The 16,145-nt window shown below is 50.9% G+C and carries 10 protein-coding genes; 1 reads left to right on the top strand and 9 read right to left on the bottom strand.

Annotation, left to right across the window (positions count from 1 at the left end; translation table 11 throughout):
* Positions 1-5: 5 nt before the first annotated feature.
* From F0L74_RS00315 to F0L74_RS00305, 3 genes are all read right to left on the bottom strand, one after another.
* Positions 6-5,591, bottom strand: a complete 5,586-nt coding sequence (locus F0L74_RS00315; RefSeq protein ID WP_149835859.1) for an alpha-2-macroglobulin family protein — start codon at positions 5,589-5,591, stop codon at positions 6-8.
* 120 nt (positions 5,592-5,711) lie between these two features.
* Positions 5,712-5,957: a hypothetical protein gene (locus tag F0L74_RS00310; RefSeq protein ID WP_149835858.1), complete on the bottom strand. Its 246-nt coding sequence runs from the start codon at positions 5,955-5,957 to the stop codon at positions 5,712-5,714.
* 138 nt (positions 5,958-6,095) lie between these two features.
* Positions 6,096-7,604: an ATP-binding cassette domain-containing protein gene (locus F0L74_RS00305; RefSeq protein ID WP_149837183.1), complete on the bottom strand. Its 1,509-nt coding sequence runs from the start codon at positions 7,602-7,604 to the stop codon at positions 6,096-6,098.
* 163 nt (positions 7,605-7,767) lie between these two features.
* Between F0L74_RS00305 and F0L74_RS00300 the strand changes: the two genes are divergently transcribed.
* Entirely contained in the window at positions 7,768-8,211 is a 444-nt protein-coding gene (locus F0L74_RS00300; RefSeq protein WP_149835857.1) for a GNAT family N-acetyltransferase, read from the top strand.
* 54 nt (positions 8,212-8,265) lie between these two features.
* On the opposite strand, the gene F0L74_RS00295 is transcribed toward F0L74_RS00300, so the two are convergent.
* The 6 genes from F0L74_RS00295 to F0L74_RS00270 all read right to left on the bottom strand — a co-directional run bounded on the left by F0L74_RS00295 (position 8,266) and on the right by F0L74_RS00270 (position 16,072).
* On the bottom strand, positions 8,266-9,072 hold the full coding sequence (locus F0L74_RS00295) for a DUF6048 family protein (protein ID WP_149835856.1): 807 nt from the start codon (positions 9,070-9,072) through the stop codon (positions 8,266-8,268).
* On the bottom strand, positions 9,035-9,499 hold the full coding sequence (locus F0L74_RS00290; protein WP_149835855.1) for a DUF6452 family protein: 465 nt from the start codon (positions 9,497-9,499) through the stop codon (positions 9,035-9,037). The genes F0L74_RS00295 and F0L74_RS00290 overlap by 38 nt, the downstream gene beginning before the upstream one ends.
* A gap of 79 nt (positions 9,500-9,578) precedes the next feature.
* Positions 9,579-12,449 carry an excinuclease ABC subunit UvrA gene (gene uvrA / locus F0L74_RS00285; RefSeq protein WP_149835854.1) on the bottom strand — a complete coding sequence of 957 codons (2,871 nt, stop codon included), beginning with the start codon at positions 12,447-12,449 and terminating at the stop codon, positions 9,579-9,581.
* A 174-nt stretch (positions 12,450-12,623) separates the two neighbouring features.
* On the bottom strand, positions 12,624-13,496 hold the full coding sequence (locus F0L74_RS00280) for an RHS repeat protein (RefSeq protein WP_149835853.1): 873 nt from the start codon (positions 13,494-13,496) through the stop codon (positions 12,624-12,626).
* Between the two features lie 263 nt (positions 13,497-13,759).
* Positions 13,760-14,653 carry a hypothetical protein gene (locus F0L74_RS00275; RefSeq protein WP_149835852.1) on the bottom strand — a complete coding sequence of 298 codons (894 nt, stop codon included), beginning with the start codon at positions 14,651-14,653 and terminating at the stop codon, positions 13,760-13,762.
* A gap of 129 nt (positions 14,654-14,782) precedes the next feature.
* Positions 14,783-16,072, bottom strand: coding sequence for an alpha/beta hydrolase family protein (locus F0L74_RS00270; protein WP_213086857.1), 1,290 nt, complete (start codon positions 16,070-16,072; stop codon positions 14,783-14,785).
* Between the last annotated feature and the right edge of the window lie 73 nt (positions 16,073-16,145).

Below are 16,145 nucleotides of genomic sequence, written 5' to 3'. Positions count from 1 at the left end.
GTACACTATTTCACGATCTCTACCCATTTACCCGGCGCAAAATCATGGATGGTATTATCATACATAGCCTCGCACGAAGTAGCCGGCAAATAATAGCGGCCCAGGTAAGCGGCATTCAGCAGCACGTTGTACGTATACGTTTTATTCTCTTCAATGTTAAAATAAGTATACACCCTGTCGTCCCGTATATCCATATACGTGAACGGTGATTGAGAGAAAGCGCTGTCGCTTTCCAGCAGGCGGGTATTCAATATTTCCCAGCCGGAGGGGAAGATCTGGCTCAGCGCCATCTGCTCATAATACCCGCGTTTGCCCGGGTTGCGGATGGTAACGGTGGCCATAAAGTCCGATCCCTGTGTCAGGGTAGCCGGGTCCAGCGGTTTGCCGTTACGGGTACTGTATTTTACCTGCATGTCCAGTATCTCCGGATGGTGCTCTGCTACGGGTTCCTGTCCTGCCTCCGGTTGTCCCTGCATGATCATGCGGGCGTATAATACATTCTGGCCGTTGTTCTGCAGGGTTACATTATTAGTAGCTGCGAATGTGACAGGTATCTGCGTAATATAGGAGTTGCCGTTCACCGTGCCGTTGGCGCCATTGATGCGGTAAGTGAAATTCATCTTACTGCCGCCGGTATTACTGCCGCAATAATGGGCAATTGCAATCAGGGAGTAAGCGGTGGTCTGTGTGCTGTACCAGGCTTCCTGCGATAGTTGCGCCGCTATCTGTTTCACCATTTCTCCCGCCCTGGCGCGTTGGCCCATGGCAGTAAGCGTTTCCAGGATCAGGGCTTTGTCGCGCAGGTCAGAGCCAAAGGTACCGCCCAGCTGACTGTAGGGTTTTACTACGGTGGGCAGGTTTTTCACCAGGGCGTCTGCAACTTCCGGCTGGCCGCTTAAGCGGTAGGTAGCTGCCAGCTGCCATTTGGCGGGTACGGAGAGGTACTGGAATTCCTTGAGGCGGTTCATTGCCCCTAGTTCCGGTACCTTGGCCAGCGCCAGCAGGTACAGGCGATAAGACTGTATAATATCGCCCCCATAGAAATTATAGGTGCTGGGGGCCCAGGTAGCTGCTTTATTACGTTGATATTTCTTCCACTGCTCCAGTAGGCCCGCGGGTAATACATACCCTTTGGCCTGCGCTTCCAGCAGGAAATGGCCGGCATAGTTGGTGCCCCATTCGTCAGAGGTACCTTCGCCCGGCCAGTAGCTAAAGCCGCCGTCTGAGGCCAGGAAACCTTTCAGGCGGTTAATACCCGCTTTTACATTACGGTCTATATCTGCCAGCTGGCTGGATTTCACATCCGTTAGCTGGTTCAGCACCAGTTGCGGAAATACGGCAGAGGTGGTCTGCTCTATACAGCCATGCGGGTAATCGATCAGGTATTTAAGGCGTTTAGCCAGGTTCAGCGCCGGTATGGTAGATACTTCCAGGGTGGCGGTATTGGTGCCCGTCATGCCCACGGGGGTAAAGGCGCTGCTCCAGTTGCCATTGGCTTCCAGCGTATGCTCCAGCGTGTTGGTGATAACGGGGTTGGGGTTACGCACCTGCAGCTCTGTGCTTTCCTCTGCGCGTTCGCTGCCGCTGGCGGCCGTTACTTTTACTTTGGCAATACCCGTCTGCTGACGAACACGTACATCAAAATACACCATCTGCTCGCCCGGTTGCGGGAAGGTAACGGTCTTGGTACGCTCGCCCACTACTTCCAGCAGGTTATTGCTGGTGAGGGTAACGGTAGCGCTGCGGATATTGTTCTCCAGGCCAAACACCGTTACCGGTAACTGAATGGTCTCTGAAGGGCCCAGCACGCGTGGCAGGGAGGTAAGCAGCATCAGCGGCTTTTTCACGGCGGCGGTTTTCTCTGCAGAACCGTATGCGCCTTCCTGGCCGGCTACTACCATCGCCTTCACGGAGCCTATATAAGGCGGCAGTTTAAAGGCATGCGTTTGGGATGCTCCTTTCTTCAGGTAAAAAGGTCCCATGTATTTCACCACTGGTTTAAACCGGTTGGCCTTGGCGGTGCTGGCGCTTCTATCCAATCCTTCATCACCGCCTATGCTCAGTATGCGGTCCATATCTGCGCCCCAGGCGCCTATCACAAAGTCAAACATATCCCAGGTCTTTACGCCCAGTGCTTCCCTTGCATAGAAGACGCTGTGCGGGTCCGGCGTTTTAAAGCGGGTCAGGTCCAGCAGACCTTCGTCTACCAGGGCCACCGTATAGGTCATGGCTTTACCGTTGGCTTCAGATACCGTAATGCTGGCTTCCTGCTCCGGCCGTAAAGTAGCCGGCATTTTGATCTGCGGTTGCAGTATGGTGTTCTGGTCTTCTATGGCAATGGGTATAGTGCCGTACATGCGGATGGGCAGGTCATTTACCGTTTGCGCGTGTGGCTGCAGCAGGCTAATGTTTACATAAATGTTGGGCGCCATATTCTTCTCCGCTTTAAAGTGGTAAGTGGTCTGGCCCTTGCCGGTGTTCACCCAATCTGTTTTCAGCACCCGGCTGCCGGATTCAATGCTTATCAGCCCACGGCCGCCTTCGCTGCTGGGGATGGTAAGGGTAATATCATCGCCTACATTATACTTTGTTTTATCGGAGGTAAATACCAGCATGGTTGCTTCTGCAGGGTTCTCTTTCTGCATACGCTGTGACCAGCCCGGCCAGTCGATATACACGGCCTCACCACTGGTATGGCCGCTCTGGAGATCTTTCACCCTTACCAGGTAACGGCCCCAGTCAGGGTAGCGGATCGTCAGGTCCCAGCTGCCTTTACCATTATGCACCGTAACATTCTCTTTCTTTAACAGCTGGTTATAGCTGTCCTGCGTAAAGTTGCTGAACTCATCGCCGCTGCTCTCATCCCACCACCAACGCCAGCGGATCTTATACAGCTCCACCTGTACTTCGCGGTCGCCGGAGAGGAGCTTGCCTTGTTCATCCACGTTCACGATGCTGATGGCATGCGGCTTATCAGTAAGCAGCATACCTGTGAGGCGGTCGCCTTCCGGCATCCGCAGGCCCGCATAAGAAGGGAAGGGGTTATAAGGCATAGAGAAGTGGTCGATGCTGAAATCGCCACCCGGCTCAAATACCTTTACTTCAAAATTGGCTTTCAGCTGTCCTGGCGCCAGTTTGCCCAGGGGCAGGTCGGCGCTTACGGGAACACTACCGTCGCCGCCTAAAGGCCCTTCAAACAGGGTTTTATCTTCTGTTTCAAAATGTGTAACAGGATCGTCGAATGTATACTCCTCAAACTTGGGGAACTGGGTGGTCTGCTGGCTGAGGGCCACATCTACCTTAGCTTTCAGGTTTTGCGCGGTAGCCCCAAACAGCCATTGGGCAGAGAGGGTGCCGGTAACCGGCGCTTTTTTGGACAGGGCTGCTTTGCCAAAATCCAGTTTTATCTTTAAACGGTTGGGCTTAACCGTTTCTATTTTCAGGCTTTTCTGGAACACGGCGCCGCCTACTTTTACTTTGGCGTTCCAGTTGCCGGTTGGGTCTTCTGCCGCAGTAGCAGTGGAGAAGTTGTAAAAACCATTCAGCGCCTGCACCTGTGTTAAGCGTTTATACAGCTGTCCTTTGGGATTGTACAGCTCCAGTGTTACCGGGTGGTTCTCCGGTAGTTTCTTGTCTTTATCTTCCAGCACAAAGGTCAGGAACAGCGAGTCGCCGGGACGCCATACGCCGCGTTCCCCATACAGGAAGCCTTTGATACCGTTCTGCACTTCTTCACCCTTTACGTCAAAACGGCTCAGGGGCAGGGAGCTGCCATCGTCCAGCTTCAGGTAACCGCGTTCATCATCTTTTTTGGCGATCAGGAGCCAGGGTTTACGTTTCAGCTCAAAGAATGCCATGCCGTCCCCATCGCTCTTGGTTTTATAGATCACTTGTTGTTGATAGTCCAGCAGTTCCAGTTCCACGCCCATCATGGATTTGGTATCGCGTATATCTGTTACGGCCACTACCATGCTGTTATCGTTGCCTCTTTTGGCGGTAATGCCTATATTGGAGGTAATGATGTTGCGGGAAGCCCATTTGTCTTTGTTATAGTAAGAGTTGGCGCAGGGATCTTCTCTCTCTTCCCAGTTGTAGCCATATGGATAATAGCTGTTATAACGCTGCCAGAAACCGTCATCTTCATCTATCTGGTCGCCGTAATAATCCTGCTCTTCTTCGTCCATTCCCTCGCTGCTGTTCTCTTCGCCGTCTTTTTTATCTTCTTCACTTTGGCAGGTCTGTAATGCATATGCTTTACGGAAGCCCAGCGTGACGCGGTAAATAGCGCCTGGTTCTGTGCGTAACAGCTTGTCCAGGTCCAGGAAAAAGCGGTTGCGTTTGTGCAGGTTCAGTGATTTATCCATATCCAGGCGGATGGTCTTTTCCACCACCGGTTTACCTACCCGGCGCAGCTCCTGGTCGCCGTTCAGGTTATTGTTTTGCAGGTACTGCGGTATATTCTGTTCGTAGATCTTGATGATGGTCACATCCACCGCATTCAGGTTCACGGCTTCAAACGGCATGGCCAGTTTATTGCTCTGCGGCAGTATGACACCATTACCGGGAATGCTTACGGCCGGTAGGGTACTTTCAAATACCAGGTTACCGGTAAAGGTCTCGCCCAGGCGCTGATCCATAATGTTCAGTACCCCTTCGTTCACGGTAACGGTATAGTTGCCTTCCAGTTTGGCCGGTGCAAACACTTTTACCTCGCTGCCTTCTATGGAATAACGCAGCTCTCCCTGCCCGCTGATGCCTATTAAACCATCCAGGTTCTGTGCAATGCTGATGGGATTGGAGAATTGCACCAGCACATACTGCTCAGGATCAGAAATAGCTTTTATGTCCATTACTTTAAAATCGCCAATGGCGGGTACCTCTATCTGCTTCTCGCCGCTCATATCAGCTACGTGCAGCGGCGCGCCATCCCAGCGCAGGGTAAGGTTACGGGCAGTATTGCCCATCTGTATATTGTTGATGGTGAACCGCGAGGTTTTCTCCGCCGGGTTATGCTGCCAGGTAATGGCCAGCGATTTACCATTATAGGTATTGCTGATCAGCTTTTCTATCTGCTGGGGATCTTCAACATCCGCCGTACGGATAGCGCCGGAATAGATCATTTTGTCCATAGAGGAATTCGTGGCTGCCTTTAGCCCATAGTCCTCTACGGCAAAACCGGGTTTTATCACCTTAAACTCAAAATCAAACGAAGAAAGTTCCTTAGGCACTTTCAGCACTTTGGACAGGCGGAAATTGGCATTATAGGTCTTGCCCGGCTGCAGGTTCTCATCCGGCCGGAACTCTACCGTGGTAGCGTCTATCCAGTAGGCCTTGCCTTTAATGTCCGGGCTAAAATCAAATATGTCATTTTCCAGGGGCTCATTCTGTGTATGCGTTACATTCACATTACTGGCCAGCTGTACACGGATGGTGCTTTGTCTTGAAATTACGCCGGCGGTATAGGCTTCAACGTATTGGGCCAACGCGGGGTTCATTACTTTTTTCGTCTGCTTACATGCCGGTAATGATAATAGGAGTACCAGGCAGGTGGTAACGGCAGCTAGCGCCGTATACTTGGGTTTGGGATACATTCTCTTGTGGTCGTTTAGGTGACACATAAAGATAATATAAAATGTAAAAAATGATAAGTTTTAGTTGCAATTGCCGCCTTTACATCTAAAACCTATCATTTACAGGAGGTTAACCCGGCCTTATGCCTGAGGTGGATTATCTCCATGTTTGCAACACTGCCATGTTTGACGCAGCTGATCAAAAAGGATACAGATGATCTTCTCCTTTTCTGCATTACTGAGGCCTGCGCCTTTTACCTTACGGTAATAGGTGGGAAGGCTCCAGTTGCATTCCTGGCACACCCGGGTTTTTACCGCCAATGGTAGCGCGGTTAAAAGCTGGTGAATGTGCTGTAAAGGATTAGTAGATGCATGAAGTGGGCTCATGGGCGGATGGTTTTTATACGGTTAACAGTAAAATTCTCTTGCTCAAACTATAACACACCCACCTAAAAAATGTTTACTACTTTTTTAAAATTAACAGCAAATATTTATAAACGCTAACGTGGCGCATAAACGAAATAATTATTCCGCCTGCACCACCTTTCCTTTTTCCAGCCGCAGCACTTTTGTTACGGCAGCCGGTATCTCATCCTGGTAATGCGTTACAAAGATCAGCGTTAATTCCATCACCGCACAAAGTGTATCTATCACCTGTTTAAAATGCTGTTTCTGCTGTGCATCCAATCCCTGGCAAGGCTCATCAAAGATCAGCAGCGGGGGATCTTTTACCAGCGCGCGTGCCAGCAGGGCCAGGCGCTGTATGCTTTCCGGGGCCAGCTTAAAGGAGTGCGTGCTGAAGGCTGCAATGCCCAGTATCTCCATCCAGCCCAGCGCATGCTGCGCCTGTTCCGGTGTGGCGGCGCGTGTAGCGCCAATAATATCGTGAAAACCAGAACATACTACCTGGAGGCAATTATTACCCGCCGGAAAATACTGGTGCAGCTCCGGTGATACAAAGCCGATCTTGCGTTTAATATCCCAGATGCTTTCTCCGCTGCCCCGCTTCCGGTCAAACAGGTACAGCTCATTGGCATATGCCTGCGGATTATCAGCATTGATAAGGCTCAGCAGCGTAGATTTGCCCGCGCCGTTAGGCCCCAGCAACGCCCATTTTTCGTTGGGTTTTACCGTCCAGTTGATATTATCCAGTATCACATTATCCCCATACTGCACGTGTATATTTGCCATTTTTACAATGGTATCAAATGAGCGGGCTGCTGGCTGTACCAGCTCCCGCAGCTGCTGTTCGTTGATCGCAGGGGCGGCTGCCTGTGCCTGTGCCGGGAGTGCCTGTTGCAGGAATTCATTACGGGTATACCGGCCGCTAATGGCGCCATCTTCCAGCGTGAGCACGTGGGTGATATTGGCCGGGATCTCTCCGGGACTGGTGACCAGCAATACATTAATACCGCTGGTAATGATATGGTCCACCATCTCCATGAACTGCGCCCGTGTTTGCACATCCAGGCCGGTAAAAGGGTTATCCAGCATCAGTAGCACTGGTTTTTGCAGCAGCGCGCTGGCAATCATCACCCGGCGGGTTTCCCCGTTGGATAGTTTGATCAGTTCTTTGTCCAGCAGCGGGGTTATACGCAGGGGCGCCAGCAAGGGCTCCTCCGCTATGGCCGTTGCCTCCTCTCCATACAGGTACTGCCTTACAGTGGGAGCGTCGTTAGCGTCCATACTGTTAAACCGTTGCTGGTAGTAGAAATCGGTGGTATTGCTGCGGTTGCGGAATTTATGGTGATGGGCTACATGCGCCAGCAGATTGCGGTAAGTAAAATAAGGATCTGTAATGGTGTGCGCCTGCCGGTAATGCTCATAAAAATGATAATGGATACCGCCGTTGATCACGTTAAACCTGCCTGCAATGGTGTTGAGCAGGGCGGTTTTGCCGGAGCCGCTGTTGCCTGTAATGGCCCATTGCTGGCCTTCCAGTATTTCCCAGTTAAGACCGGTGAACAAGGTTTTATCCAGGTAGCGGACAGTAATATGTTCCAGCGTGAGGAATGGTGCGGCATTTTCAGACATGATCCTTATTGACAATTTGCATGGTTATAAAGGGTATAAATTTATAAAAGCTTTACAGTAGTTTTATGAAAAACTAGCCGTTAGCCTTTAGCTATACGCCACGTAAGTAGCATCCGCATCAATCACTAAAAGCTAACAGCTAACCGCTAAAAGCTAATTATGTATGTTCTGGATAGAAAAAACATTTGATGAATTGACCACCGCTGAACTATATGCGCTGTTACAGCTGCGCAGCGAGGTGTTTGTAGTAGAACAGCAATGCCCCTACCAGGATATGGACGGTTCAGATCAGAAGGCCCTGCATTTGATGGGCTATAACGATACGCATAAATTGGTGGCCTATACCCGCATTTTTGCCCCCGGTATCAAATTTGACATGGCATCCATCGGGCGGGTCATCACCGCTATGGAGGTGCGCCGTACCGGCGCCGGGCGTGAGCTCATGATAAAATCCATTGCTGTATTGGAGGAACGTTATGGCAAACAGCCCATCAAGATAGGCGCCCAGCAATATCTACATAAGTTCTATAGCTCACTGGGCTTCCGCCAAAGCAGCGAAATGTACCTGGAGGATAATATCCCGCATATTGAGATGATCAGAGAGTAATTAAAGCAGCATCTAATACCCGCTTCGATCACATTCGTAATTGATAATCTGTAATTATTTCTTGGGCGGCGTTCTGGGCACATGCACCTTAATATCATTCAGGGGTATGCAATAAGAGATCGTATACTGCCAGTCAAACTGCGATTTTTTGGTGCCGGAACCAAAGCCCGGTATTGCAATGGGAGGGAAGATATCGTCTTTAGGGCCACTCACCAGTATCTTTTCCCGGATATTCCATCCTAAAAACAAATTCTTCAGCACTTCCGCCTTGATCCCCATGATCAGCTCTACCCAATGGGCGCTGGTATTGGTCTTGGGCACGCTGCCAGGCAGTTTATCGCCCCAGTAGGAGTTAGATATGGTATAACTGGGCGCCTCGTAGCTCATTTGCGCAAAGCCATAGCGGATACCGGCAAAGATCATATACCGCTCCTGGGGCAGCAGCTTTTTCAGCAGGTTATAATCCACCCCGGCGGTCACAAAGACCCCGCGGCCTTTATAGGTATAATTGGTATCGCTATGGGAAGTGGATTGCCAGCCGGCTTCCGCTGCTAAGTACAGGTCTTTTTTAATACGGTAATCCCCTACTACCGTTACATCTGTACGGTAAGGCTGAAAGGCCTTTACAACAAACCGGGCCAGGTCAAGCCCTATCCGCAGGCCGCCTGGTACGGTATACACGCTGTCCGGTAATACCACCGCAGCCGCTTTAGGTTTGATCGTGTCTGCCTTGTGCGCAGTAGTGTCCGTCCGGTGCACGCTGGTATCCGTTACCGGTGGCGTCACTGGCTTTACCTGCGCCTGGGCGGCGCTTAGCCACAGGCTAAAACCCAAAGTATAGCGTAATATGCGCGGTATCATTGGTAGTGGACGTTATATCCTTTTGATTGATGAGTAATGACTGGATCGTGTGTTGCGTGGTGATCACCGTATCCAGCGAAAAGAAAGTAGAGAATCCGCAACCCGGCGATATAAAGTGCTGCGACCGCGAATACCGGAATGTGAGCGTATCCGGATCGGATATGGAATCCACTTTCAGGTAAAAACGGCTGCTGTCTGCCACCGGGGATAGGGCAAAAAACACATCAGATACTGCCTGCTGTTTGTAAATACTGTCTCTTCCCAGCGCATACAGCGTAACCTTGCTCATGATGGTATCCCGCCTAAAGCCCAGGCTGTCCCGTATAAACCGCATGTGCGTATCGGTGCTCAGCGCCTGGTCGCAGAACTTGGTCTCATCGCTGCAGGCCACTGCCGCTATCAATAATAAAAAAATAAAGTACTTCATAAATGGGTTGCCGTTAATAATGCGTAGAACGGATCAACAGGGTGATAGGTAACACCTGTGTATGCGTTTTAACCCATTATTAATTATTCAATTCTTTCTTCAGAAAACGCGCGGTATGACTATCCTTACAGCTGCTCACCTCTTCCGGCGTACCGGTGCAGAGGATGGTGCCTCCGCCTCCGCCGCCTTCCGGGCCCAGGTCAATGATATAATCCGCCATTTTTATTACATCCAGGTTATGCTCAATAACCAGAACGGTATTACCCCTGTCCACCAGCTTATTCAATACGTTCAGCAGCAGCAATATATCCTGGAAATGCAGGCCCGTGGTGGGCTCATCCAGTATATAAATGGTTTTGCCCGTATCTTTTTTGGATAGCTCCGTGGCCAGTTTCACGCGTTGTGCCTCTCCACCGGAAAGGGTTACGGCGCTCTGTCCCAGGGTAATATATCCTAATCCTACATCCTGCAGGGTCTTTATCTTACGGTAAATATAACTCACCGGCTGGAAGAATTCCACCGCCTCGTCCACCGTCATATCCAGCACATCGGAAATGGATTTGCCCTTGTAACGTATCTCCAGGGTCTCGCGGTTGTAGCGGCGTCCGTTACACTTTTCGCAATGTACATATACATCCGGCAAAAAGTTCATTTCTATCACGCGCATGCCGCCGCCTTCACAAACGTCGCAGCGGCCGCTTTTTACGTTAAAGGAGAAACGGCCGGCATTGTAGCCCCGGATCTTAGCCTCCGGCACCTGCGCAAACAGCGCGCGGATATCCGTAAAGAAGCCGCAATAGGTAGCGGGGTTGCTACGCGGTGTGCGGCCTATGGGCGACTGGTCTATCTCAATTACCTTGTCTATATTTTCCAGCCCTTTGATGCTTTTATAGGGCATCGGCACCAGTTTGGAGTCATAGGCGTGTTTAGAAAGGATGGGATACAGCGTTTCGTTGATCAGCGTGGATTTACCACTGCCGGAAACGCCGGTCACACATATAAAGGTGCCCAGGGGCAGTTTTACGCTTACATTTTTCAGGTTATTGCCAGTGGCGCCTTTCAGCTCCAGGGATTTGCCATTGCCTTTACGCCTTTCTTCCGGGATGGGGATAGCCCTTTTTCCATTCAGGTAACCAGCGGTAGGGGTATCCAGTTTTATCACCTGCTGGGGAGTGCCCGCAGCAATGATCTGGCCACCGTGTACGCCGGCCCCGGGACCAATATCCACCAGGTGATCCGCATGCAGCATAATATCTTTATCGTGCTCCACGACTATCACGGTATTGCCCATTTCCTTCAGGCGCTGCAGGGCTTCTATCAGTTGCATATTATCCCGCTGGTGCAGGCCTATGCTGGGCTCATCCAATATATAGGTGATGCCCATCAGCTGGGAGCCTATCTGCGTAGCCAGGCGTATACGTTGCGATTCCCCGCCACTCAGGGTGCGGGTGGGGCGGTTCAGGGTCAGGTAGCTCAGGCCTACGTTCAGCAGGAACTGCAGGCGCTCCCTGATTTCCTTAAGTATATCCTTGGCAATAACATTCTGTTTGTTGTCCAGGCGTTTTTCAATATCCCGGAACCAGATCTGCAGTTTGTCCAGGTCCATTTCGCCCAGCTCAGAGATATTCTTCTCATTTACCTTAAAGTGCAGGCTCTCCTTTTTCAGGCGGGCGCCATTACACTCCGGGCAGGTGCTTAGCTGCATAAAACCTTCGGCCCAGCTGCGCACATGGTCAGAAGAGGAGTCGTTAAAGTAGCGACGCACCATGTTCACCACCCCTTCATACTCATTGGCGTACTCTCCGTTGCCATTGCTCTCAAAGTCCATGTCCACTTCCAGCTTGCCGTTCTCATCGCCAAACAGCAGCACGTTCAGCGCTTTCTGCGGAATATCGCTGATGGGGCCTGTCAGGGAGAATTTGTATTTACGGGCCAGCTGCGCCACCTGCTTAAAGGTAAAGGTATCGCGCGCCTCGCCCAGGGGGGCCAGACCGCCCTCGTTAATGGATACTGAATGGTCCGGTATCACCTCGTCCATATTGATCTGGTAGATAGTGCCCAGCCCTTTACAGCGGGGACAGGCCCCATACGGGCTGTTAAAGGAGAAGGTGTTGGGTGATGGCTCTTCGTAGGAGAGGCCGGTATCCTCACACATCAGCTGTTTACTGTACTGGCTCACCTTTTGGGTGTCGTTATCCATGATAAACAACAGGCCTTTACCCATTTGCAGGGCTTTTTGCACGCTCTGGCTAATACGCACCCGGGCGTCTTCCTGCACCTGTATGCGGTCTATGACCAGTTCAATATCATGTATTTTGTAACGGTCTACCTGCATGCGTTCCTTCAGGTCCAGGATCTCACCGTCCACCCGCACTTTCAGGTATCCTTGCTTGCGCACCTGCTCAAACAGCTCACGGTAGTGGCCCTTACGCCCGCGTACCAGCGGCGCCAATATGACCAGCTTTTTCTTATTGTAATTTTTGAAAAGATGGGCCAGGATCTCCTCTTCGGAAAAGCGCGTCATGGGCTTGCCCGTATTATAGGAGTAGGCCACGCCAATACGCGCATACAGCAGGCGCAGAAAATCATAGATCTCCGTAATGGTGCCCACTGTGGAACGGGGGTTCTTATTAGTGGTTTTCTGCTCTATGGAAATTACCGGCGAGAGGCCGGTGATCTTATCTACATCCGGCCTTTCCATATCGCCAATGAACTGGCGGGCATAGGCGGAGAAACTCTCCATATAACGGCGTTGCCCCTCTGCATAAATAGTATCGAAAGCCAGCGATGATTTGCCGCTGCCGCTGATGCCGGTGATCACCACCAGCTTATTCTTGGGCAACTGCAGATCCAGGTTCTTCAGGTTGTGTTCCCGGGCGCCAAACACTGCAATATGATCATCCGCAGCTACAGGTACAACGGGAACCGTCGCATTCTTCTTTTTTGACATAAGCTTTAGTCCATAAAAGTCCCTTGACGGACTTTTTCAAACTACTAAACTACGCCATAATTGGATGCGAACCCTAATTTTTTTAGTAAAATGCGCAGGGGCTGGCGCCGTAAAAGAGGTCAGCCACAGGCCTGCCATATACAGCGCCTGTGACTGATTGTATTTCAGGTAGTTTTAATATTTCTGGCTGTTGCCGCCGGTGTTGCCGCAGTTCCAGGTATGCTCGCTTTTTACGCGCATACCCGCTCCGCCTGGTTCACCTCTCCTGTAAGATTGTACATAACCGTTTTGCACCACATGGTCAAAGTACAAAAAGGTACCGGTAGGGTACTCATAAGTGTTGGTCATGCTGGTGCGCAGATGGTGTGACTGCAGGTTCAGCAATCCCAGCATCTCCAGCAGCTCAGTAGCATAGAAATGGAGAAAATCCTGCTCCAGGTAAATGCCTTTGGCCGGCCGGCTGTAATTGTAGGTATAGCTGATGTAGAAGGCGCCTTCGCCGGAGACGCCGTTGTGGATGCGTACAATATTGTCATATTGGTCGTATTCATAATGGTCGGTGTAGCCGGAGCTCCAGACTACCTTGGATAGCCGGCCTTTACGGTCATAGGAATAAGTGAACTGCTGCACAAAACCGGGATTGTAGCGGGAAATAGCGCTCACCGGCTGCCCGCACTGGTTCAGCTTTACAGAGAATAAGGTATCCGGGAATGCATAATGCATGATATATACCTGGTTACCGCTGTATTGAACGGTACCGGTGTAATAAAGGGAGGTCCACATGGGGCCGATAAATGCATCTATGAAATTTACGCGGCCATCGGGGCCGTACGTCTTGTAGAATTTATAGGGGGCGGGATAGCGTGGCCCGTTATACTCACTGTCATTCTCCAGGGTCACCAGCATTTTTTCTACATTACACGCAGCTGGTTTGGCGCAGCCGGGCGGAATGTGCCAATGATCGGGTTTCTTACAGGCCTGCACGGATAATAGCACTGCACAGATAAGGGCACAGATACGGAGTTTAATAAAATTACTTGCTTGCATAAATGGGGTTTAATTGGGTGAAAAAATCAATAATGGTTACAGGAGGTGCAAACGGCTAAAGGGGGTATGGCATACAATGTTGCAAAAGTAATCAAAAGCAGCCCGGAAAACGCCGCCGGACTGCCATATTTACTGCTATAATATATTAAAACAGATAATTTGTAATACGCTGCAGAAATGCTTACTGTTTCTGTCCGCCGCCCTTGCCGCAAGCCACGATGAACGGCTTTTATGGCGATTGTTGCAGCTGCAGTTATTTCCTGTCAGCTCTTTCCGGGCGCATTATGTGAGTGGCTTTTGCCACAGTTCCAAAGAAGCGTGACCTTTATTCCGCCTCCTATATAATCATAAATATTAGCCTCGTAATACACCAGGTAACCATCCGCATTCACTACCTGGTTTTCATAGGCCCAGGCGCCGTTCCCCACACCAGTGGAAATAATTTTTGTCATGATGTGATGGGGCTGGGTATGCAGATCGCCGAGTATTTCCCATATATGATCGCCCATTCCACTCCCGCTTCCCGAATCATAATACCCGCCTTTAATAGGGCGGCTATAATCGTAGATATAGCGTATTTCCTCCGCATGAAAAGTGATATCAGCAATCCGGATAATATTGTCATAGCGATCGTATTCATAGGTATATATGATCGGGTTGAATGGATTGCTTTGGTTATCGCGTTGCAGCTGGGATAACCGCCCTTTCTGGTCGTACAGGAACACGTACAGCCAGGCGCTGCTATCTGTCCACGGAGTGTTATAGGTGGCCCTTGCCCTTACCGGTTGGCCGCAATCATTCAGGTCTGCGGTCATAATGGTGTCACGGCTGTTTACGTCCAGCATATATACCCGCTTCCGCTGGTAATGTACTGTACCGGTAAAGAATGGACCTCCCCAGAATGGGCCTTCATAACCGTCCAGATAATTAACACGGCCATCAGGGCCATAGGTTTTGGTGAACTTATAAGGTTTTGAATAGGCGCCGCCTGTGTAGGTACAATCCCGTGGCGCCACCATCATGGTCTGCGCATTACAGGCCGGCCCTTCAAAACAACAGGGCTTATTCCAATGATCCGTTTTTTTGCAGGCGGTGGTTAAGAGGAAGAAGGAGTAAACAACAAAGCATACGCTACAGTTGGCAAATAGCTGTTTCATAATGGGGCATTTAAGGGGTGACGAGATACAACGGGCGTAAGCAGCACTCCCCTGATAACATCCGGACAATCCCGGATGTTCCCATATTTCTAAGCATAATATATTAAAATGTATTATCCGGGCGGCAGGTCACGGACGGGAGTCGCAGTGTTTTCCCGCAAATTGCAGGTATTGCTCCCAGTCATAAGCGGTTACATCGTGTTTGCCAGTGCGGATGTGATAGCGGATAAATTCACCGGTGGGCTGCTGGGGGCGGGGAAAAGTGTCTGTGCCCAGGCCCCGTTTGCCAAACAGCAGGTACACCGGCTCCGCATACCGGGCGCTCAGGAATTCCCCTTTGGGATCAGACCATTGATCGCCTTCTGCGCTGGCCACATACAAGGGGCGTGGCGCGATCAGGGCCAGCAGCATATGCTGGTCTACCGGCAGGGCAGCTGGGTTGCTGCCGTAATTCTTATAGTCAGCTACAAACCAGTGGGGGAAGCTGCGGGTAATAAGCTCTATGTTTTCGCCATAGTCCCTGCGGGATAAAGCCGCGCCACCTTCGCCGGATTCATTGGAGATCACCATGGCAAAACGCGGATCGCTGGCGCCTGCCCATAAAGCGGCCTTTCCCAGCCGGGAATGCCCCATGACCAGTACCTGGTCAGGATCTACCCGTTTGTCCATTTCCAGGTAATCCAGTGCCCGGCATAACGCCCAGGCCCATACGCCCATGGCGCTCCATTCCTCCGGCCGTATGTCCAGCAGCTCCTGCAGCCGGGTACGGAACCCTGTTTGCCAGCCGTCTGGTTTGTCGGCCTCCACATCCCCGTAAAAGAAAGTAGCCAGGCCATAACCGCGGCTGATGATATCCTTTATAGGCCATTGGGAGGCCTGCGCGCCGCGGGAGGCTTCGGTAGCCCGGTTATCCACTATGCCGGGACCTTTTACGGTGTAACCGGTGGTGATGGGAATGGAGGGATCATTGATCACGGACTGGTTACCGTAAAAGTTCATACCCAGGAATACCGGCACCCGGCGTTTAGGTTTATTAGGCAGGTACAGCAGCAGATGCAGCTGTGCCAATGTGTCCGATTTAGTAAAATACAGGGTGATCTGCTTACAGGTGGCTGTACTATCCAGCGCATACGGGTCAACACGGTTCACCTTATATGTCATGGACAGCGCTTTACGGGGAAAACGCCCGTACACATGCTCTTCAAACAGGTGGTAAATATAGGGGCGCTGGATCTGGGTCCATTGCTGGGCGGTGGTAATGACCTTGCCATCCTTAGTGCGTAATGGGTCCGGCAACGTGTACGCCGGTACGTTAGCCTCGCTGAGGTTGGCTTCTTTTCGCTGTGCAGTGGCCTGTATGCTGAGAAAACAGCAAAATGTAAGGAAGGTGAGGATGTGTCTTTTGGGTAACATTAACATATAAGAAAGATAACAAAAAGTTACGGATTATCAGTTACCACTTCAGCAGAAAAACTGCCGCTGAATTAGTAAC

The organism is Chitinophaga agrisoli, from assembly GCF_008386695.1.
Taxonomy (GTDB): domain Bacteria; phylum Bacteroidota; class Bacteroidia; order Chitinophagales; family Chitinophagaceae; genus Chitinophaga; species Chitinophaga agrisoli.
Note: the sequence above shows the minus strand (reverse complement) of the source record. Positions and strands in the feature narration are given on the sequence as shown.